Consider the following 21,046-nt stretch of genomic DNA (forward strand, 5'->3'; position numbering starts at 1 on the left):
CACCCATGCGCTTTGCCCATTTCTTTGTCGACCGTCCCATCTTCGCGACCGTTCTATCGGCCCTCTTCCTGATTATCGGCGGGATCGCCTATACGACTTTGCCCGTGGCGCAATATCCGGAGATCGCGCCACCCACCGTCGTGGTCAGGGCGAGTTATCCGGGAGCCGATGCGCAGACAGTTGCGGCGACGGTCGCTACGCCGCTGGAGCAGCAGGTCAATGGTGTCGAGGACATGCTGTACATGTCCTCCTACTCTACCGGCGACGGCGCCATGGCGCTGACGATCACGTTCAAGCTCGGCACTGATCTCGACAAGGCACAGGTTCTGGTTCAGAACCGGGTGGCGATCGCGACGCCGCGCCTGCCGGAGGAGGTGCGGCGCCTCGGCGTGACGACACTCAAGAGCTCGCCCGACCTGATGATGGTCGTGCACATGCTCTCACCCGACGGATCCTACGATCAGCTCTATGTTTCCAACTACGCCCGTAACTATGTGCGCGACATCCTGCTGCGGCTCGATGGCGTTGGCGACGTCATCATCTTCGGCGAGCGGCAATATTCCCTGCGGATCTGGCTCGATCCTGAGAAGCTCGCCTCCTACGGCATGACGTCGAGTGAGGTGGTGCGTGCGATCCAGGAGCAGAACGTCCAGGTCTCGGGCGGTGCCCTGGGGCAGGAGCCTACGCCGACGGATGCCGCGTTCCAGCTGACGGTAACGACGCAGGGGCGGTTCGAGGATCCGCGTCAGTTCCGGCAGATCATCGTCCAGGCTACGCCGCAGGGGCGCCTCGTGCGGCTGCAGGACGTGGCGCGCATCGAGCTCGGTGCACAGGATTACGTGACGAATTCCTATCTCAACGGCAACCCTGCCGTTGCTCTTGGGATCTTCCAGCGCCCCGGCACCAATGCGCTTGCCGCATCGGATCAGATCATCCGGACCATGGAGGAACTCAAAGGCAATTTTCCGCCGGGCATTGCACATCAGATCGTCTACAACCCCACGGAATTCATCGCCGAGAGCGTGAACGAGGTCTACAAGACCCTGTTCGAGGCGACGGCGCTCGTCGTGATCGTCGTGTTCGTGTTCCTGCAGAGCTGGCGCACGGCGATCATTCCCATCGTGGCGATCCCCGTCTCCCTGATCGGCACCTTCGCCTTCATGGCGGCCCTCGGCTTCTCGATCAACACACTGACCCTGTTCGGCATGGTGCTGGCCATCGGCATCGTGGTCGACGATGCGATCGTGGTGGTGGAGAACGTGGAACGGAACATCGCCCTTGGCATGTCGCCGCGGGACGCGGCTCACACCACCATGGACGAGGTCGGGACGGCTCTTGTAGCCATCGCGCTGGTTCTCGTCGCGGTGTTCGTGCCGACGGCCTTCATCCCTGGCATTTCTGGCCAGTTCTACCGGCAATTCGCATTGACGATTGCCGTGTCGACCGTCATCTCCGCCTTCAATTCCCTGACTCTTTCGCCGGCTCTCGCGGCATTCCTGCTGAAGCCGCACAGCCAGGAGCATTCCAGAAATCCGATTGCCCGATTTGGACGAACCCTGGCCAACGGCTTCAACCGAGGCTTCGATGCCACGTCGAACGGGTATGCGAGAGCGGTGGGAACGCTGGCGCGACACAAGCTGATCGTGTTGCCGATCTATGTCGGCCTTCTGGCGGGCACCGTTTGGATCACCAATCACGTGCCGCGCGGCTTCATCCCGACGCTTGATCAGGGTTATGCCATCGTTGTGATCCAGTTGCCGGACGGATCCTCCCTGTCGCGCACCGATGCCGTCGTGCAAAGAGCCTCGAAGATCATCCAGGAAACGCCGGGTGTGCAGAACGCGGTGGCCTTCGCGGGCTTTTCGGGTGCCACCTTCACCAATGCGACCAATGCTGCGGCGATCTTCGCCGCGTTCAAGCCTTTCGACGAACGCATCGAGGCTGGGGATTCCGGGTCCAAGATCATTGGTGATCTCTTCGCCCGCATGCAGCAGATCGAGGAGGCGTTCATCATCGCCATCCCACCGCCGCCCGTCCGTGGTCTGGGTAATTCAGGCGGCTTCAAAGTCCAGATTCAGAACCGGACCGGCGATGACGTGCGCGGGATTCTCGCCACGGCCTTCCAGCTGATGGGTCAGGCGCGGCAGAACCCGAATCTGGCCGGCGTCTTCACCACGTTCTCGGCCAATTCGCCCCAGCTCTATCTGGAGATCGACCGGCAGAAGGCGAGCATTCTGAACGTACCGATCCCGAACATCTTCGAGACGCTCCGCATCAATCTCGGCACGGCCTACGTCAACGATTTCAATGCGTTCGGCCGTGTCTATCAGGTGCGGGCCCAGGCCGATCAGCGCTTCCGGATCGATCAAGAGGATATCAACCGGCTGCGGGTTCGCTCCTCCACGGGCGCTCTCGTGCCCTTGGGCACGCTCGTCGAGATGCGAGAGGTGTCAGGGCCCGATCTGGTCCAGCGCTACAACATGTTCACGTCGGTGGCCCTGCAGGGCGATGCGGCACCAGGCGTCTCCTCGGGTGATGCGCTCAATGCCATGGAGGCGCTGGTCCGGCAGAACCTCTCGCCTGGAATGGGCTTCGAATGGACGGAACTGGCGTTCCAGGAGCGCCAGACCGGTAACACGGCGGTCTTCATCTTCGCCCTGTCGGTGCTCTTTGTGTTCCTCGTCCTCGCGGCCCAGTATGAAAGCTGGTCCCTGCCCATCGCCATCATCCTGATCGTGCCGATGAGCGTTCTTTCCGCGCTGATCGGCGTCATGATCCGGGGCCAGGACAACAACATCCTGACCCAGATCGGCCTCGTGGTTCTGGTCGGACTGGCCGCGAAGAACGCCATTCTCATCGTCGAATTTGCAAGGCAGGCAGAATTTGATGGCAAGACGCCGGTGGAGGCTGTTGTCGAAGCCTGTCGGTTGCGCTTGCGTCCCATCCTGATGACGGCTTTCGCCTTCATCCTCGGCGTGCTGCCCCTCGCGATCGCGACCGGCCCCGGCGCCGAGATGCGACAGGCCCTAGGCACGGCCGTGTTCGCCGGCATGCTCGGCGTGACCGTGTTCGGACTGTTCCTGACGCCGGTCTTCTACGTGGCCGTGCGGATGGTGGTTCTGCGGCTGTTCAGGCGTCCGGACCCAAAACGAGCGGATTCCTTAGGAACTCAGCCGTCACCCGCCGAGTAGAATCGGAGGGCAGACACACCACTTATTCAGGTTCCGCTTTGACCTAGCACCCGATGTGCTGTCATGGACGCCCGGCAGAATCGTCATCGTGAAGAGATCCCCATGGACACAGTCCAGGCAGCAAGCACCGCGAAATGGGTCACGGAGGCCGGACTGACCGGCCTGACGGAGCTTGAGCTCCTGCACGGCTTCTGTGATCGCCTAGTCGCCAGCGGGCTGCCGGTCGCCCGGGTCAATATCGTCATCGACACGTTGCACCCCATCCACGAAGGACGGGTCTTCCGCTGGCGCCGTGACGATCAGGATAGCCTCGATCCAATTGTCGAGTACGGCCGTACCAATGTCGAAGGGCAGGCCGCCGACAACTGGCGCCGGAGCACCTATTATCACCTTCTTCTCAGTGGAGAGGATTTCCTGCGGCGCCGGATCGGCCCCGGTCATATCGAGGATTTCTCCGTCCTCAAGGATCTCCGCGCAGAGGGGCAGACGGATTATCTGGTCCTGATCCATCGCTTTGCAGCCGAAGGCGCCATCGGCGAAATGGACTCATTCTATTCCTCTTGGACGACGGATGTTGTTACCGGCTTCACCGACGAAGAGATTTCGCTCGTGCGCGAGTTGGCATCACCCCTGATGCTGGCTTTGAAATGCGCCTCACTCGCGCGCATCGCCAAGACCCTCGTTGAAACCTATCTTGGCCGCGACGCCGGGCGCCTCGTCCTGAACGGCCGCATCGCCCGTGGCGTGACGGATCGGATTCAGGCAGTCCTGTGGTTCAGCGACCTGCATGGTTTCACCCACATTACTGAGACCGCGGACCCCGAGCAGATCATTCCGTTTCTCAACGACTATTCGGAAGCGATCATCTCCTCCATCTACGAAGCCGGTGGCGACGTGCTGAAGCTGATCGGGGATGGAGCGCTCGCGATCTTCAAGGAGGAGGATCCGAGCCAAGCCTGCCGGTGCGCTCTCAGGGCCGAGCGTCTGATGCATGCCCGGATCCGGGCGCTGAACGAAGAGCGGTTGTCATGCAACTTGCCGGTCACGAGCGCCTATCTCGGCCTGCATATCGGCGAGGTCTTTTATGGGAACATCGGCAGCCAGGATCGCCTCGATTTCACGGTCGTAGGGCCCGCCGTGAATGAGGTGAGCCGGATCGGCGCTTTGTGCCGCTCCGTCGAGCGCGACGTTCTCGTGTCGTCCACCTTCTTCTCGGCGGCCGCGAAGGAGGATCAGGACTGTCTAGTGTCGGTCGGTCGTTATGCGCTGAGAGGCGTCGCCCGGCCGCAGGAGTTGTTCACGCTCGATCCTTCCCGCATAGAGGAAGAGGGTCCCGAGCGGGAGACGAATGGCGAAACGAAGTCTCATTGCTGAGACATCGCGCGATCGACCCCGCTCAGGATCTTTTCTCGCTACTCACTCTGAACGAGCGGCTTTCGCCCTGCGCTCGACGGGCGTGATCGTCACGGTGCGCATCTCGCCCTTTTTGAGAAGCACGAGCTCGACGAAGTGTCCGATCCGCTCTCCGTTCAGCAGGCGCACCAGATCGTCGACTCCACCTACCGATTTGCCGTCGAGCGAGAGGATGACGTCGCCCTGTTCCAGCTGCGCATGGTCTGCGGGACTGCCGGGTTCCACCGCGGCGATGACCACTCCGAATTGTCCAGTCAAACCGGCCGCATAGCTGATGCGCCGTGGCAGCGGGACAGTCTGCCCCGCAATGCCGATCGAGGCCCGGCGAACGCGGCCGTGGCGGACCAGTTCCGACACGACGAAGCTCGCCGTATTGCTCGCGACGGCAAAGCAGATGCCCTGTGCGCCCATGATGACGGCGGTATTGATACCGATCACCTCGCCGGAGGTCGCGACGAGCGGGCCGCCGGAATTGCCCGGATTCAAGGCCGCATCCGTCTGGACCACGTCGTCGATGAGTCGGCCCGACTTCGCCCGCAGGCTACGTCCGAGTGCCGAGACCACGCCGGCTGTGACGGTCGACTCAAAGCCGAGGGGATTGCCGATGGCAATTGCGATCTGGCCGCGCTTCAGCCGCTTGGAATCTCCCAGGGTCGCGAAGGGAAGTTTGTCGCCGTTGGCGCGCAGCAAGGCAAGATCCGTGTCGGGATCATCGCCGATCACTCGCGCCTCGATGGTGCGCCCGTCGGAGCCGGTGAGCTTCGCATCCCGTGCGCCCCGCATGACATGGCTGTTGGTGAGCAGGAGGCCATCGGGCGAAATGATGACGCCGGAGCCCATCCCCGCCGCTCGGCCCAAATTCTGTGGTTCGACCCGCACCACCGCGGGACCGATCCGGTCCACGACGCTGGTCACGGCATGCGAGTAGGAATCGAGCAGGATTTCGTCATCGCGCGTATCGGAGACTTGTTGCGATGGCGATGACGAGTTGTCGATGTTGAGGAGAAAGGTTGGAGTGCGATCGAGCATGGAGCCCTCCAAAGGATAACGCTATTTCACATCATATGGTGAGGCTGGGGGCGGGAACCAAGAGCCTGGGCGGTGGTGTCTGTCATTACAACATGATGAGGCCCAGACGGATCGCCTGTGCGACTGCATCGGTTCGCCCTGTCGCGTCGAGTTTTGCCGCAATGGAGGCGACGTGAAATTTCGCGGTGTGGAATGAGATCCCTAGCCTGCGCGCAATGAGCTTATTCGAGGCGCCTTCCGCGAGCAGGCGCAGGACTTCGAACTCGCGCGGGGTGAGCAGATCGTCTCGCGGCAGGCCAGATGGATCGTGCGAAGCCGGATCCCGGACGATCCCGGCAGCGCCTCTCGGCATGATGATGAAGCCCCGGTTGACGGCCTCCAGCGCCAGCAGAAGATCCGAGACGGCGACATCGCGGGGGAGAATTCCGCTCGCTCCAGCCTTCAGCGCCTCGGGACCATTCAGGCTGTCGCCCAGGAGGATCGTCGGGACCGCCTCCGAAAATTGCAGGTGATCTGTGATCACCACGTCGGGGTTGCCTGGGTGCAGGGTACCTATTCCGGCATCCTCGGTGAGGATCGTGGCGATGCGATCGATCAGGCTCGCATCGTCGATTTGAAGAGCTACCTTCCGCAAGGCTTCACCCTATCGGCGCCCACTCGCTACTGAGGCTTCGGGCGCTCCTTGATCTCAACCGCAACAGTAATATGCGCATCCGCCCTCACAATTCCCAGATCGACGGATTGGCCCACGCTCTCGGGTCCGAGAAGCGTATAGACGCGGCGGACGGAGGGTAGGACGTCCGCGTTCCACCGGACGAGGATATCGCCTTGGCGAATGCCGGCCGTGTGTCCCGGACCGTCCTGGTCCACACTGATCACGATCAGGCCCCGCGGTTCCGTAAGCCCTGCTGCGTCGGCCGCGGCCTTGTCAATGCGGACCGGCTGGAGCCCGAGGCCCAGATAGCCGCGGGCGACATGACCCTTGTCGAGAAGCTGCGGGGCTACCCGCTCGATGGTTTCCGATGGAATGACGAGAACGCGACCCCGGGGGCCGAGCACCGTCATGCCGACGATCCGCCCGCTCGTGTCGAGGGCAACGCCGCCTTCAGACTGGAAATCGAGCCTGTGATCCAGATGGATCCTGCGGTCGACATGGCCACCGCGCAGGCTCCTCCAGGGTCCGCCTGCAAGGGCGACGATGCCGAGCGCCGCGCTCAGGCCCTCCGGCTGCCTCCCTACGGCCAGAATGAGATGGCCCGCTCGAAGTCCACCTGTTGGATGAAACGCGGTCTCCTCCAGCGCCTGCTCCTCGATGCGGAGAAGGGCGATATCTGTGCTCGGGTCACGACCGATGAGGCTTGCTGTGACTTGGCTCCCATCGGGACGTGTGACCGTCACGTCTTCGTCGACCTCCAGCGCTTCCTCCGCTGTTACGACAAGGCCAGGGCGCCAGAGGATCCCACTTGACGTTCCACGCCTGCGTCCGTGGATCGTCACGAGTCGCGGCGCTATGCCATCGAGCAGATCGGCGGCAAGATCTGAAATCGTAGCGAGGGAAAAGCCGGCTGATGGATCTGGCATGACAAACCTCTTCGGTCATCGTCCAGGCGATCCTGCCGGCAAACAGCCTTCTTCGATACTGACCGGGCGGCTAGGTGGCGTGCACTGCCTTACATAAAATAACCCCGCCCTAGTGGGCGGGGCCAGTCTCGGTCAGCTGCGCTTCGGCGGGGATGCGGGCCAGCTCTTGATGAGCGTGTCGTAATCCACCGTCTCGCCCTTCGGCTTCTCGTTCGCGAGCTTGCGCTGGGGCGCGATAGTGCCAGCGGCTTCCGCTTTCTTGAACCATTCTTCAGCGGAGGTCTTCGGGTTCAGCTTCGGGCCGCATTCGCCCTGCACATTGGCGCGCTCGAGACGTCCGAGCACGTCGTCCTGTGCATTGGCGAGCGACGTCATGGCTTCTTGCGGCGTCTTGGCGCCGGAAGCCGCGTCACCGATGTTCTGCCACCAGAGCTGCGCGAGCTTCGGATAATCCGGCACGTTGTTGCCGGTGGGCGTCCATTGCACGCGGGCGGGCGAGCGGTAGAACTCGACGAGACCACCGAGCTTCGGTGCGCGATCCGTCATCGACTGATGCCAGATGTCGCTTTCGCGGATGAAGGTGAGGCCCACATGACTCTTCTTCAGCGAGACCGTCTTGGAGGTCACGAACTGCGCATAGAGCCAAGCCGCCTTGCGGCGGTCGACAGGCGTGGATTTCAGCAGCGTCCACGAGCCTGCGTCCTGGTAGCCGAGCTTCATGCCGTCCTTCCAGTACGAGCCGTGCGGCGAGGGCGCCATGCGCCATTTCGGCGTGCCGTCCTGGTTCACCACGGGGAGCCCAGGCTTCACCATGTCGGCGGTGAAGGCAGTGTACCAGAAGATCTGCTGGGCGATGTTGCCCTGCGCCGGAACCGGCCCCGACTCGGAGAAGTTCATGCCGTTTGCCTGGGGCGGGGCATATTTCTTCATCCAGTCGAGATACTTGGTGATGGCATAGACGGCAGCCGGACCGTTGGTGTCGCCGCCGCGCTCGACGGACGAGCCGACCGGGCGGCAGCCCTCCATGCGGATGCCCCATTCATCGACGGGCAGACCGTTCGGGATGCCCTTATCGCCGTTGCCGGCCATGGAGAGCCAGGCGTCTGTGAAACGCCAGCCGAGCGACGGGTCCTTGCGGCCGTAATCCATGTGCCCGTAGACCTTGACGCCGTCGACCTCCTTCACGTCGTTGGTGAAGAATTCGGCGATGTCCTCATAGGCCGACCAGTTCACCGGAACGCCGAGGTCGTAGCCGTACTTTGCCTTGAACTTCTCCTTCAAGTCCGGACGCTGAAACCAGTCGTAGCGGAACCAGTACACATTGGCGAACTGCTGATCCGGCAGCTGGTACATCTTGCCGTCGGGCGCTGTCGTGAAAGACTTTCCGATGAAGTCGTTGATGTCGAGGGTCGGCGATGTCACGTCCTTGCCTTCGCCTGCCATCCAGTCGTCGAGCGCGATAGCCTGCTTGTAGCGGAAGTGGGTGCCGATGAGATCGGAATCGTTGACCCATGCATCGTAGATGTTGCGGCCCGACTGCATCTGGGTCTGGATTTTCTCAACCACGTCGCCTTCCTGAATCAGGTCGTGGGTGAGCTTGATGCCGGTAATTTCCGAGAAGGCCTTGGCCAGCGTCCGCGCCTCGTATTCATGGGTCGTGATGGTCTCGGAGACTACGTTGATCTCCTGGCCCGCGAAGGGCTTGGCCGCATTGACGAACCATTCCATCTCCTTCAACTGCTCGTCCTTGGAGAGGGTGGAGGGCTGGAATTCGCTGTCGATCCAGCGACGGGCCTCTTCCATGCCCGCGAGAGCAGCGCTTGAGCCAAGCGCCATGGCAATGACGCTTGTTGAGATGAACAGTTTCAAGTGCCGGTGAGTTTGGGTGAGTTTCATTCGTTCCTCCCAAGTTATGCCCTGGCCGGCTTGTGCGCTGGTCTTATTCCCTCCGGTCCGGGCAAACCGGAAGGCGTTCTTGAGCCATTCCCTCCTAGACGTAGCGAAACACGGCCGCTGCGTAGAGCAGGGACAGGCCGGAGGCCCACCACAGACCTGGGCCGACGAGCCCGAGCCATGCGAGGTGAATGAAGGCGGCACCGAGAAGCGAGATGAAGAGGCGGTCGCCGCGCGTCGTCGGGATGCGCAAAACGCCGACGTGTTCGGTCTCGGGGCGATAGATCGCGAGCAATGTCATAATCAGCAGCAGGCACGCGATTCCTGCGAAGAAAAGCCCCGTCTGCCAGGTCCAGGCCATCCAGGCGAGATCAGGCATGTGAACCTCCTTAGACCCGGCCCAGGGCAAAGCCCTTGGCGATGTAGTTGCGGACGAACCATATCACGAGCGCGCCCGGTACGATGGTGAGCATGCCGGCGGCGGCGAGCAGGCCCCAATCCATCCCGGACGCCGAGATGGTGCGCGTCATGGTGGCGGCGATGGGCTTGGCATTGACCGAGGTTAGCGTGCGCGCCAGCAGCAGCTCGACCCAGGAGAACATGAAGCAGAAGAAGGCCGCCACGCCGATGCCGGAGGCGATGAGCGGCATGAAGATCTTCACGAAGAAGCGCGGGAAGGAATAGCCGTCGATCGCAGCGGTCTCGTCGATCTCCCGCGGTACTCCCGACATGAAGCCCTCCAGAATCCACACCGCAAGCGGCACGTTGAAGAGGCAATGCGCCAGAGCCACCGCCCAGGGTGTGTCGAAGAGGCCTATGGCCGAGTAAAGGTTGAAGAAGGGCAGGGCGAAGACTGCCGCCGGCGCCATGCGATTGGTGAGCAGCCAGAAGAACAGGTGCTTGTCGCCGAGAAATTTATAGCGGGAAAAGGCATAGGCGGCCGGAAGCGCGAAGGAGATCGCAAGCACCGTGTTGATGACAACGTACGTCAGCGAGTTGATATAGCCCGAGTACCAGCTCTCGTCGGTGAAGATCTTGATGTAGTTGTCGAAGGTGATTTCCCGGGGCCAGAGCGTGAGGCCGGAGGTGATCTCCATGTTCGTTTTCAGGCTCATGTTGAGGAGCCAGTAGATCGGAAGCATCAGGAACAGGAGGTAGAGGGTCATCACCACCACGCGTCCATTCACCCGCGGGCCGGACAGGGCGCGGTTCGCGGCCAGGGGTGCTGCGATGGGCTTTGTCTCGGAAGCGCCGACGGCGATGGTTCCGGTCATGCTTCGACCCTCTCGCGTTCGGCATCCACGTTGGTCATGACGGTATAGAAGACCCAGCAGATGGCGAGGATGATCAGGTTGTAGACCAGTGACATGGCGGCCGCCTTGCCAAGGTCGAACTGGCCGAGCGCCAGCTTCACCAGATCGATGGACAGGAAGGTGGTGGCATTGCCCGGGCCGCCCCCAGTGATCACGAAGGGCTCGGTATAGATCATGAAGGAGTCCATGAAGCGCAGGAGCACTGCGATCAGCAGCACGCGCCGCATCTTCGGCAGCTGGATCGTACGGAAGATCGCCCAGCGCGAGGCACCGTCGATACGGGCGGCCTGGTAATAGGCGTCGGGAATCGATTTTAGCCCGGCATAGCAGAGCAGGGCGACAAGGCTGGTCCAGTGCCACACGTCCATGACGATGATCGTCACCCAAGCGTCGATGGGATCGTTCGTGTAATTGTAGTCGATGCCGAGTTGGTTGACGGTCCAGCCCAGCAAGCCGATGTCGCCGCGGGCAAAGACCTGCCAGATCGTCCCGACCACGTTCCATGGGATCAGAAGCGGCAGCGCCATCAGGACGAGGCAGAGTGCCACCGTCCATCCTTCGCGCGGCATGGCGAGCGCGACGGCAATGCCGAGCGGCACCTCGATCATGAGGATGATCGCCGAGAAGAGGAGGGTGCGCCATAGGGCATCGAAGAAGCGTCCGCCCAGCTCCGTCGAAGGGTCGAGCAATTCCTGGAACCAGCCGATGCCGTTCCAGAAGAACTGGTTGTTGCCGAAGGTGTCCTGAACCGAGTAGTTCACCACGGTCATCAGCGGCAGGACGGCTGAGAAGGCCACGAGGGCGAACACCGGCAGAACGAAGAACCAGGCTCTGTTGTTGACGGTCTTCGTCATGCCCGGGTTCCTCCGATCGGCTCGCCCGAGACGAGATGTCCGTTGGCATAGATGTGGATGTGGCGTGGATCGAGCGCGAGCGCGGCCTCACTCCCATCGATGGAGATGCCCTCCGGAACGCTAGCGGCAAGTGGGCGCCCGCTCATCTCCACCCGCGCGACGCGGGCGCGGCCGATATCGTCGACGCGCCGGATCTGGACCGGCAGCCCCGATCCCTTCGGCTGCAGCCGCACGAATTCAGGCCGGATGCCGAGCTCGACCCGCTCACCCTCAGACAAGCCGCGATAGGCCCGCTGCAGGGGGATCGCTTCATTACCGACGAAGGCGGTGGCGCCTTCGACGCGGCAGGGTAGGATGTTCATGCCCGGCGAGCCGATGAAATGCCCCACGAAGGTGTGGGCTGGGCGCTCGAACAGTTCGTCAGGAGTTCCGGTCTGCACCACGGCGCCGTCATGCATGACTACGACCTTGTCGGCGAAGGTGAGCGCCTCGGTCTGGTCGTGGGTCACGTAGATCATCGTGATATCGAGCGTCCGGTGGATCTCCTTCAAAGTGGAGCGCAACTGCCATTTCAGGTGCGGATCGATCACGGTCAACGGCTCGTCGAACAGGATCGCCGCCACATCGGGCCGCACGAGGCCGCGTCCGAGGGAGATCTTCTGCTTCATGTCCGCGGTGAGGTTGCTGGCCTTGCGGTCGAGGACACGTGTGAGGTCGAGCAACCGGGCGATCTCCTCCACCCGCTGGGCGGTCCTGTCGCGCGGCACGTGCCGGTTCTTGAGCGGAAAAGCGAGGTTTTCGCGTACAGTCATCGTGTCATAGACCACGGGGAACTGGAACACCTGCGCGATGTTGCGCGCTTCCGTCGGCAGATCCGTCACATCGAGATCGTTGAAGAGCACGCGACCGCGGGTGGGACGCACCAGGCCGGAGATGATGTTGAGCAGGGTGGTCTTGCCGCAACCCGAGGGACCCAGCAGCGCATAGGCCCCGCCCTGGTTCCACACGTGGTTGATCTCCTTGAGGGCGTAGTCATCCGCCGCGCGGGGGGCGGTCTTGTAGGCATGAGCGAGATGATCGAGGGTGATGCGGGCCATCCAGCTCTCCTCACGCGGCTTTCTGGGCAGGGTCGGCGGCCGCAAGACGGCCCGTACCATCGAACAGGAACAGGTGTCGCGGATCAATATAGGCGGTCACGGCTGTTTTCGGCTCAAGGCGCCTCACCCCGGGAACGAGCGCTATGAGGCGGTGCTCGCTGGCATCGAGATGAACATAACTTTCCGATCCTGTGATTTCGGCAACCGACACCATGGCTGGAATGGCGATCTCATCGGTGCCGCCGGGTTCGAGGTTGAGGTGATGGGCTCGAAAGCCTACGGTATAGTCCCCATCCGGAACGGCCGCGAGAGGACCGGTCGCGCGGATCTCGCCGACGGTACTCAAGGATGCGGTGCCGCCGGTCTTACGGGCTTTCAGGGTGTTTAGCGGCGGATCGGAGAAAACCCGGGCCGTGATCAGATCACGGGGGCGGCGATAGACCTGCGGTGTCGGCCCGAATTGAGTCACGCGGCCTTCGAACAGGGCCGCCGTGTTGCCGCCGAGAAGCAGAGCCTCGGACGGCTCCGTCGTCGCATAGACGAAGATGGCGCCGGAGGCCGCGAAGACCCGCGGCAGTTCCTCGCGCAGTTCCTCACGAAGCTTATAGTCGAGATTGGCCAGAGGCTCGTCGAGCAGGACGAGATCCGCACGCTTGACCAACGCCCGGGCGATTGCCGTGCGCTGCTGCTGGCCGCCGGAGAGATTCAACGGCTTGCGGTCGAGATAAGGCTCGAGCTTCAGAAGCTTGGCGGCGTCGCGGACACGCCCGTCGATCTCGCTCTTCGGGAGGCCGGAGACGCGCAGGGGCGAGGCGATGTTCTCGTAAACGTCGAGCGATGGGTAGTTGATGAACTGCTGGTAGACCATGGCTACGCTGCGGCGCTGCACGGGCCAGCCGGTCATATCCCTGCCGTCCACGAGAATGCGGCCGCCTGTTGGCACATCGAGCCCAGCCATAAGCCGCATGAGCGAGGTCTTGCCGGCAAGCGTCGCCCCAAGCAGCACATTGAGGGAGCCATGTTCCAAGGTCAGATGAACGTCGTCGATATGGACTGCTGCTCCGACCTTCTTCGAGACGCCTTCAAGAACAATGGTCATCGGCACTCCCCTGGGCTTCGAGCAGGACCGGAGGCGGCAGAGGTGAAATATATGGAGATCATCGCGGTGCCGTGTTCCACCGCGTTTCGGGCCATGTCATGCCCGTATGCGCCACCACTCACCGCGACATCGAGCGTCGCCGATTCTTGCGGACCCAAGAGCGCTTCTCCCGGCTGCAGATCCACTGCGATCTGAGCTTTCTTATGTTGTTATGGTGAAGGTAACGTGCCCCCATAGCGAAAGCAACTGCTTGGCATCGGTACAAAACTGGCCTTTGACTGGACTGGGTCCGCAGGATGCCTCAAGTGGCGCGACCAGCAGCCCGATGAGTAATTTTTGAACTGAAGTGCCATTGGCGAGTTCAAGCACCACGTGCCGGTTTCGCTTTTCTCCGATAGTGGCCGGTCCATTCATTTGAGCCGTCTGGGAGTATTCCATGCCAGAAACTGCAAAGCCGCTTGCCATCGTGACCGGGGCCTCGTCGGGCATCGGTTATGAACTCGCGAAACTCTGTGCCCAGAACGGGTACGACCTCCTGATCGCCGCCGATCGAGCCGCCATCCACGATGCGGCGAAGGACTTCCAGGCTCTCGGATCCGACGTCGAGGCCATCGAGGCCGACCTTGCCACCCTTGAGGGTGTCGACAAGCTTTACGCCGCTGCCAAAGGCAGGCCGGTCGGTGCGCTTCTGGCCAATGCCGGGCACGGGCTCGGCCACGCCTTCCTGGATCAGGACTTCGCTGAAGCGCGCCACGTGATCGACACCAACATCACCGGCACAATCTATCTGATCCAGAAGGTAGGCTGCGATATGCGCGCCAGAAACGAGGGCCGCATCCTCATCACCGGATCGATTGCCGGCTTCATGCCCGGCACATTTCAGGCTGTTTATAATGGCACCAAGGCCTTCATCGACTCCTTCTCCTTCGCGCTCCGAAACGAGTTGAAGGATACCAACGTGACGGTGACTTGCCTGATGCCCGGCGCTACCGAGACCGAGTTCTTCGAGCGAGCCGGCATGGAGGACACGCAAGTCGGCCAGGACAAGAAGGATGATGCCGCCTATGTGGCGCAGGTCGGCTTCGACGCCATGGTGAATGGCGAAGGAGACGTGGTGAGTGGTTGGAAGAACAAATTCACTACCGTCCTCGCCTCCGTGACTCCGGCCGGCATGCTCGCCGAACAGCACCGCAAGATGGCTGAGCCTGGATCAGGCAAGCGCTGAGTGTAATTCTGCTGCATTCTGCCTGATGCCATGTCCCTCGCGGTTGCCGAGTTGACGATTGCTCCCTGATCGGTCAGGAGCGGAAGTCGCAACCGCGAGGGTTTTCCGATGACTATGCAGACGGACTTGCAGCAGCGTTTAACGGCCCTTCTCGGTCCGACAGCTGTCATCACCGAAGGCTCAGATCTCGAACCTTATGCCGTTGATTGGCGCAAGCTCTTCCCCGGCCGGCCGGCTTGCGTCGTCCGCCCGTCCTCGACCGAGCAGATAGCTCAGATCGTGCAGACCTGCCGGGAGGCGGGGGCAGCTATCGTCCCGCAGGGCGGCAACACAGGGTTGGCCGGCGGAGCAGTGCCGGACCCGTCCGGCACCCAGGTTGTCCTGTCTTTCAACCGCATGGCGGCCATCCGCCGTGTCGATCCGGTCGGCTTGACCATCGAGGCGGAGGCCGGATGCATCTTGAAAGTCGCGCAGGATGCTGCCGCCGCGGCTGGACGCCTGCTGCCGATCAGCCTGGCGGCCGAAGGCTCGGCCACTATCGGTGGGGTGGTCGCGGCCAATGCGGGCGGCGTGAACGTGCTGCGCTATGGCATGACCCGCAGCCTCGTGCTCGGCCTTGAGGTGGTCCTGCCCGATGGCAATGTCATCCGCGGCCTGCGGAAGCTGCGCAAGGACAACGCAGGCTACGACTGGAAGCAACTCTTCATCGGCAGCGAGGGCACGCTCGGGATCGTCACGGCGGCGGTCCTGAGACTTCTGCCGCGACCGAAGCATTCCGTGACAGCATTGCTCTCGGTGGCCGATCCTGCGGCCGCCCTGCGGCTTCTGGAACTCGCCCAAGACGAATTGGGCGACCAGATCTCGGCCTTCGAACTGATCTCGGCCACATCCATGCAGCTTGTTGCCCGGCATGCCGGCTTGAAAGCACCCATCGCCGAGGGCGAATGGTTCGTGCTGATCGAGGCAGCCTCCAGCTTGGCAGGTCTACGGGAGGCAGCCGAGTCGATGCTGGGCTCGGCCTTCGAGCAGGAGATCGCGCTCGATGGCGTCATCGCCGAATCGGGCGCGCAGGCGGCCCAGCTCTGGGCCCTGCGCGAACATGTGACGGAATCCGAGGCTCGGGAGGGCAAAAGCGTCAAGCATGACGTATCCGTGCCGCTGACCGAGGTTCCGCGCTTTCTCATCGAGGCCGGGCAGGCGCTCGCTGCTGGCGTCCCGGGCACGCGCGTGAACGCCTTCGGACATCTGGGTGACGGCAACATCCACTATAATGTGCTCGTGGATGCAGGCTATGATGCAGGTGTCGTGAACCGCATCGTCCATGATGTGGTGGCGGCGTTCGGCGGCAGCATCTCGGCGGAGCACGGCATCGGCCAGTACCGGGTCGGCGAGTTGGCGCGCTACCGCGCAGCAACTGAGATGGAACTTGCCCGTATGCTCAAGCGAGCGCTCGATCCCGATAACCTCCTCAATCCGGGTAAGGTACTCTCAGCACAATGAATCAGCCCCGGCCGAGCGAATAGAACTCGTCGTTTGGCCGCATGCTGGTGACATTGGCGAGACGGTTCGACATGGCGAAGAAGGCGGCAATCGCCGCGATATCCCACACGTCGTCTTCCGTAAAGCCGTGGGCGCCTAATGCTGCAATGTCGGCATCGCCGACAGCATAGGCCTCAAGGGACACCTTCATGGCAAAGTCCAGCATTGCCTTCTGCCGAGATGTGATGTCGGCTTTCCGGTAGTTGATGGCGACCTGGTCGGCAATCAGCGGGTTCTTGGCACGGATGCGCAGGATGGCGCCATGAGCAATGACGCAGTATTGGCACTGGTTGGCATTGCTTGTCGCCACTACGATCATCTCGCGCTCGGCTTTGGTGAGATTGCCTGGTTTCTCCATCAGGGCATCGTGATAGCCGAAGAAGGCCCGAAACTCGTCTGGGCGACAGGCCAGCACCAGAAAGACATTTGGCACGAAGCCCGACTTCTCCTGAACCGCGAGAATGCGCGTGCGGATATCTTCGGGCAGATCGGATATCTCGGGGGTGGGAAAGCGGCTGATCGGCGGCTTGGTCAAGAAAGGCACCTCTTGTCTTTGGCCCAGGTTGATACAGCATTCCTCAAGGGTCTTATTGCCAGATCGAGCTTATTCGGGTTGGATCATGTAAACAACGTGCAAGGAACGATCCGGAGGGAGAATGCCCATGAGTGCCCAGCAGGCCGTTGCCGCTGATGACATTCTGCTGTGCGAGGATCGGGATGGGGTCGTAACGCTCACCCTCAACCGCCCGGCCCAGTTCAATGCTCTCTCCGAGGAAATGCTGACGGCGCTTCAGGGGGCGCTGGACGAGCTGAGAAAGGATGAGGCGGTTCGCTGCGTCGTTCTTGCGGCCTCCGGCAGGGCCTTCTGCGCGGGGCATGATCTCAAGCAGATGCGGGCCAATCCGCATCAGGATTACTACGAGGCCCTGTTTGCGCAATGCAGCCGGGTCATGCAGGGCATCGTCAACCTGCCCGTTCCGGTGATCGCACGGGTGCATGGCATGGCGACGGCGGCCGGGTGTCAGCTCGTGGCGTCCTGCGATCTGGCTGTGGCGGCTGAGAGCGCAACCTTTGCCGTATCCGGAATCAATGTGGGATTGTTCTGCTCCACGCCGGCCGTGGCTCTTTCCCGCAATGTCTCGCCCAAGCAGGCTTTCGACATGCTGGTGACGGGTCGCTTCATCTCATCCGCCGAGGCATTGTCCTACGGGCTCGTCAGCCGGGTCGCGCCGGATGCGGAACTGGATCAGGCCGTGGCCGCTTTGACGGCCGACATCTGCGCGAAAAGCCCTGTGGCGATCCGCACGGGCAAGGCCATGTTCAGCCGCCAGCGCTCCATGAGCCTGGAGGAGGCTTATGCCTATGCGGGCAACGTCATGGCCTGCAACATGATGGCGGAAGATGCCGCCGAGGGCGTCGACGCCTTCATCGAGAAGCGCAAGCCGCATTGGAAGGGGCGATGAGCATCCCCCCTCAACCCGCACTCTTGTGAGCCCGTGCTATCTCGCGCAGCTGGAATTTCTGGATCTTGCCCGTGGAAGTCTTGGGGAGTTCCGTGAAGATCACGGTGCGCGGGCATTTGTAGGACGCCAGATTCTGCCTGCACCAAGCCATGATGTCTTCCGCCGAGGCTGATTGGCCGGGCTTCAGCTCAACGAAGGCACACGGGGTCTCGCCCCATTTTTCGTCCGGCATCGCAACAACGGCTGCCGCCTGAATGGCGGGGTGCTTATAGAGGGCATCCTCCACTTCGATGGACGAGATGTTCTCCCCGCCGGAAATGATGATGTCCTTCGAGCGGTCCTTCAGCTGCACATAGCCGTCCGGATATTTCACGCCGAGATCGCCCGAATGGAACCAGCCGCCCTCGAAGGCCTTGGCCGTGCCGGACGGATTCTTGAGATAGCCCTTCATGACCACGTTGCCGCGGAACATCACCTCGCCGAGGGTCCGCCCGTCGGCAGGCACCGGCCGCATGGTTTCTGGGTCGAGCACGTCGAGAGCATCCAGCACCGGATAGCGCACGCCCTGCCGGGCCTTCTTCGCCGCATAATCGCCTGCGTCGAGAGCATCCCATTCTTCATGCCATTCGTTGACGACCGCCGGGCCGTAGACCTCCGTCAGGCCGTAGAGATGCGTCACGTCAAAGTGTGCCGCCCTCATCGCGGCGAGCACCGCTTCCGGTGGCGGGGCGGCGGCCGTCATGAATTTGACCGTGTGGGGCAGGGGACGCTTTTCGGAGGCGGGCGCATTGAGAAGCGTCGACATGACGATGGGTGCGCCGCAGAGATGCGTGACCTCGTGATCGGCAAGAGCGTCATACATGGGCTTTGCCCGCACGGCGCGCAGGCAGACATGGGTGCCGGCGACGATGGAGAGCGACCAGGGAAAGCACCAGCCGTTGCAGTGGAACATGGGAAGCGTCCACAGATAGACAGGGTGCTGTCCCATGCCGGCCGTGAGAATGTTGCCCATGGCGAGCAGATAGGCTCCGCGATGGTGATAGACGACGCCTTTTGGATCGCCCGTGGTGCCGGAGGTATAGTTCAGGGTGATGGCATCCCATTCATCCTGCGGTGGGCTCCAGGCGAAGTCCGGGTCGCCTATGGCCAGGAACTCCTCATACTCCATGGATCCCAGCCGTTCGCCGGGGCCGGTGAATACCGGATCGTCGCAGTCGATGACGAGAGGTTTTGCCGAGGACAATTCGAGAGCCGCTTTGACTGTGGTCGCGAATTCCCGGTCGGTGATCAGCACCTTGGCTTCGCTGTGCTCCAGACAGAAGGCGATGATCTTGGCGTCGAGGCGGGTGTTCAGCGTGTTGAGCACCGCACCGGCCATGGGGACACCGTAATGGCACTCGAGCATGGCAGGCGTGTTGGGGAGCATGACCGAGACGGTGTCGCCGCGTCCGATGCCACGCTGGGCAAGTGCCGAGGCGAGACGCCGGGAACGGGCATAAAGGTGCTGATAGCTGCGCTTCAGGGAACCGTGGATCAGTGCCGTGCGGTTTGGGTGAACGCTGGCCGCTCGCTCCAGGAAGGTGAGGGGCGTCAGCGGCTGATAGTTCGCCGGATTCTTGTCCAGGTTCGTGTCGTAGATCGTCGAGGTCACTATCTTTCCTCCCCCTGGCGATGAGTATCGCCAGGGGGAGGGGAACTGACAACCCTACGAAATGTCACCACCTGATTCGCGCCGTACTCGAGAGCGGATCATTCCTTGACGGCCATCACAGCGCGCTGCGCCTTCGCCGTGATCTCACCCCAGGCCTGTGCGCGGATGTCGGAGGTCTGGCATACCCACGATCCGCCGATCGCTACGACATTCGACAGGGCAAGCCAATCCCGGGCGTTCTTCTCGTCGATTCCGCCCGTGGGGCAAAACCGTGCCTGCGGGAACGGGCCAGCCAGGGCCTTCAGAGCGGGAATGCCGCCGGCCGCGACGGCCGGGAAGAACTTGACGGTCTGGAAACCGTGAGCGAGCGCCGCCATGAGTTCGGAGGCAGTGGCGATGCCGGGAATGAATGGAATTTCGCTCTGGCTCGCTGCTTCGAGCAGGTCTGGTGTAGCGCCAGGGCTCAAGGCATAACGTGCGCCGAGCGCCTGAGCACGCTCCAGATCCTTAGGGGTCAGAACGGTCCCGATGCCGACGATGGCCTCAGGAACCTCCCGGATGATGGCAGCTGCGGAATCCGCCGCAGCGGACGTCCGCAGGGTGATTTCCAGCAAGCTCAATCCGCCCGCCACGAGAGCCCGTGCGAGGGGAACCGCGTCCTCAACACGCTCCAGCGTGATGACCGGAACGATGGGGCCGGCGCGGAGGAGATCGGCCAGCTTCTTGTTGCGGGAGCTGGCGAGGTCCTTCTGGTCTTGTGGCATGGGAGGAACTCCTTGGATGGAGATTGCAAGCATAGTTTACGGCATGGCCTCGCGCGGAATGATCGCGCCGCGATAGCGCACGACCTGGCCGGCGAGACGATGCCCCGCTGCTGCGGCGGATTGGGGGCTCTCACCTGAGAGGCGCGTGTTGAGATAAGCCGCCGCGAAGCTGTCGCCGGCCGCAGTGGTATCGACCACATCCTCCGCAGGCTTGCCGGTCACGACAATGTCTTCACCTTGCGACAGGACGCGGCAGGTAAGGTCGGGGTATTTGAGGACGATCTCGGCCCTGTCGGCGAAGGTCATCAGTTCGTCCACACCGCTGCTGCCGAACAGGAGGTCGAGGTCTTCCGTCGATGCGAGGATGATATCGGCACATGCGAAGGCCTGACGGAAGCCAGCCCGCGCGATATCGGGATCGGGCCAGCCCCGCGGGCGGAAGTTCGTGTCGAAGGCGACACGGCCGCCTTTGGACCGCGCGTCGCGGAGCACGTCGAACAGGCGCTCGCGTCCACTGTCTCCGTAGAGGGAAAGGGAGATGCCCGAGAGATAGACGAGATCGTATGTGCCGATGGCTTGGATGACGTCCTTGGCTTCCGGCGTCTGGAACAGCAGGCGCGCGGCAGCGGTTTCGCGCCAGTATGAGAACCGGCGCTCGCCCTTAGGATCCGTTTGGATGATGTAGAGTCCCGGCAGACGCCCGGGCAGGCGCAGCACTTGTTGTGTCCCAACGCCTTCCGCGTTCCAGGCTGCGATCAGTTCATCGCTCCAGCTGTCGTCTCCGAGCGCGGTGATGTAATCCGTCGGAGTACCGAGACGGGCCAGATAGGCGGCGGTGTTGAACGTATCGCCGCCATAACCGCGGGACAGCCGGCCATCGGCCTCCTCCCGAAGCTCGATCATGCATTCTCCGATGCAGGCGACCTTTGTCATG

19 protein-coding genes are annotated in these 21,046 nt (G+C 62.4%); 5 read left to right on the forward strand and 14 right to left on the reverse strand.

What is annotated here, in order from left to right:
- Window positions 1-5 precede the first annotated feature (5 nt).
- Both KHP60_RS00645 and KHP60_RS00650 read left to right on the forward strand, forming a co-directional pair.
- Entirely contained in the window at window positions 6-3,191 is a 3,186-nt protein-coding gene (locus KHP60_RS00645) for an efflux RND transporter permease subunit (protein ID WP_213561605.1), read from the forward strand.
- Between the two features lie 102 nt (window positions 3,192-3,293).
- The gene (locus tag KHP60_RS00650; RefSeq protein ID WP_213561606.1) at window positions 3,294-4,565 is read left to right on the forward strand and encodes an adenylate/guanylate cyclase domain-containing protein; all 1,272 of its coding nucleotides are present in this window, start codon (window positions 3,294-3,296) and stop codon (window positions 4,563-4,565) included.
- Between the two features lie 42 nt (window positions 4,566-4,607).
- On the opposite strand, the gene KHP60_RS00655 is transcribed toward KHP60_RS00650, so the two are convergent.
- The 10 genes from KHP60_RS00655 to KHP60_RS00700 form a co-directional block, all read right to left on the reverse strand.
- Window positions 4,608-5,633: a S1C family serine protease gene (locus KHP60_RS00655; RefSeq protein ID WP_213561607.1), complete on the reverse strand. Its 1,026-nt coding sequence runs from the start codon at window positions 5,631-5,633 to the stop codon at window positions 4,608-4,610.
- 85 nt (window positions 5,634-5,718) lie between these two features.
- Entirely contained in the window at window positions 5,719-6,078 is a 360-nt protein-coding gene (locus KHP60_RS25595) for a response regulator transcription factor (RefSeq protein WP_409366246.1), read from the reverse strand.
- Window positions 6,079-6,293: 215 nt separating this feature from the next.
- Entirely contained in the window at window positions 6,294-7,214 is a 921-nt protein-coding gene (locus KHP60_RS00665; protein ID WP_213561608.1) for a S1C family serine protease, read from the reverse strand.
- 132 nt (window positions 7,215-7,346) lie between these two features.
- Window positions 7,347-9,050 (reverse strand): ABC transporter substrate-binding protein, encoded by a 1,704-nt coding sequence (locus tag KHP60_RS00670; RefSeq protein ID WP_409366247.1) that lies wholly within the window; start codon window positions 9,048-9,050, stop codon window positions 7,347-7,349.
- A gap of 154 nt (window positions 9,051-9,204) precedes the next feature.
- A complete protein-coding gene (locus tag KHP60_RS00675) occupies window positions 9,205-9,486 on the reverse strand; it encodes a DUF2160 domain-containing protein (RefSeq protein ID WP_213561610.1) in 282 nt (93 codons plus the stop codon).
- Between the two features lie 10 nt (window positions 9,487-9,496).
- Entirely contained in the window at window positions 9,497-10,273 is a 777-nt protein-coding gene (locus KHP60_RS00680) for a carbohydrate ABC transporter permease (RefSeq protein WP_213561887.1), read from the reverse strand.
- Window positions 10,274-10,377: 104 nt separating this feature from the next.
- Window positions 10,378-11,274 carry a carbohydrate ABC transporter permease gene (locus KHP60_RS00685; RefSeq protein ID WP_213561611.1) on the reverse strand — a complete coding sequence of 299 codons (897 nt, stop codon included), beginning with the start codon at window positions 11,272-11,274 and terminating at the stop codon, window positions 10,378-10,380.
- Window positions 11,271-12,371, reverse strand: a complete 1,101-nt coding sequence (locus KHP60_RS00690) for an ABC transporter ATP-binding protein (protein WP_213561612.1) — start codon at window positions 12,369-12,371, stop codon at window positions 11,271-11,273. Before KHP60_RS00690 ends, KHP60_RS00685 begins: the two co-directional genes overlap by 4 nt.
- Before the next feature lie 10 nt (window positions 12,372-12,381).
- Window positions 12,382-13,470, reverse strand: coding sequence for an ABC transporter ATP-binding protein (locus KHP60_RS00695; protein WP_213561613.1), 1,089 nt, complete (start codon window positions 13,468-13,470; stop codon window positions 12,382-12,384).
- 201 nt (window positions 13,471-13,671) lie between these two features.
- Window positions 13,672-13,908: a hypothetical protein gene (locus tag KHP60_RS00700; RefSeq protein ID WP_213561614.1), complete on the reverse strand. Its 237-nt coding sequence runs from the start codon at window positions 13,906-13,908 to the stop codon at window positions 13,672-13,674.
- Here KHP60_RS00700 and KHP60_RS00705 point away from each other — a divergent pair.
- Together KHP60_RS00705 and KHP60_RS00710 are read left to right on the forward strand one after the other, a co-directional pair.
- A complete protein-coding gene (locus KHP60_RS00705) occupies window positions 13,907-14,695 on the forward strand; it encodes an SDR family oxidoreductase (RefSeq protein ID WP_213561615.1) in 789 nt (262 codons plus the stop codon). The two genes, KHP60_RS00700 and KHP60_RS00705, sit on opposite strands and share 2 nt — an antisense overlap.
- Window positions 14,696-14,803: 108 nt before the next feature.
- Window positions 14,804-16,195 (forward strand): FAD-binding oxidoreductase, encoded by a 1,392-nt coding sequence (locus KHP60_RS00710; protein WP_213561616.1) that lies wholly within the window; start codon window positions 14,804-14,806, stop codon window positions 16,193-16,195.
- Between the two features lies 1 nt (window position 16,196).
- Here KHP60_RS00710 and KHP60_RS00715 read toward each other — a convergent pair whose 3' ends face one another.
- Complete coding sequence (locus tag KHP60_RS00715; protein WP_213561617.1) at window positions 16,197-16,769, reverse strand: peroxidase-related enzyme; 573 nt, start codon at window positions 16,767-16,769, stop codon at window positions 16,197-16,199.
- Window positions 16,770-16,890: 121 nt separating this feature from the next.
- Here KHP60_RS00715 and KHP60_RS00720 point away from each other — a divergent pair, with 121 nt between their 5' ends.
- Window positions 16,891-17,697 (forward strand): enoyl-CoA hydratase, encoded by an 807-nt coding sequence (locus KHP60_RS00720; protein ID WP_409366241.1) that lies wholly within the window; start codon window positions 16,891-16,893, stop codon window positions 17,695-17,697.
- A gap of 10 nt (window positions 17,698-17,707) precedes the next feature.
- On the opposite strand, the gene KHP60_RS00725 is transcribed toward KHP60_RS00720, so the two are convergent.
- The 3 genes from KHP60_RS00725 to KHP60_RS00735 all read right to left on the reverse strand — a co-directional run bounded on the left by KHP60_RS00725 (window position 17,708) and on the right by KHP60_RS00735 (window position 21,015).
- Window positions 17,708-19,351, reverse strand: coding sequence for an acyl-CoA synthetase (locus KHP60_RS00725; protein ID WP_213561888.1), 1,644 nt, complete (start codon window positions 19,349-19,351; stop codon window positions 17,708-17,710).
- A 95-nt stretch (window positions 19,352-19,446) separates the two neighbouring features.
- Window positions 19,447-20,112, reverse strand: coding sequence for a bifunctional 4-hydroxy-2-oxoglutarate aldolase/2-dehydro-3-deoxy-phosphogluconate aldolase (gene eda / locus KHP60_RS00730; protein WP_213561619.1), 666 nt, complete (start codon window positions 20,110-20,112; stop codon window positions 19,447-19,449).
- A 36-nt stretch (window positions 20,113-20,148) separates the two neighbouring features.
- Window positions 20,149-21,015: a sugar kinase gene (locus tag KHP60_RS00735; protein ID WP_249688386.1), complete on the reverse strand. Its 867-nt coding sequence runs from the start codon at window positions 21,013-21,015 to the stop codon at window positions 20,149-20,151.
- Window positions 21,016-21,046 lie beyond the last annotated feature (31 nt).

The sequence above is a fragment of the Microvirga sp. 3-52 genome (assembly GCF_018383585.1).
Taxonomy (GTDB): domain Bacteria; phylum Pseudomonadota; class Alphaproteobacteria; order Rhizobiales; family Beijerinckiaceae; genus Microvirga.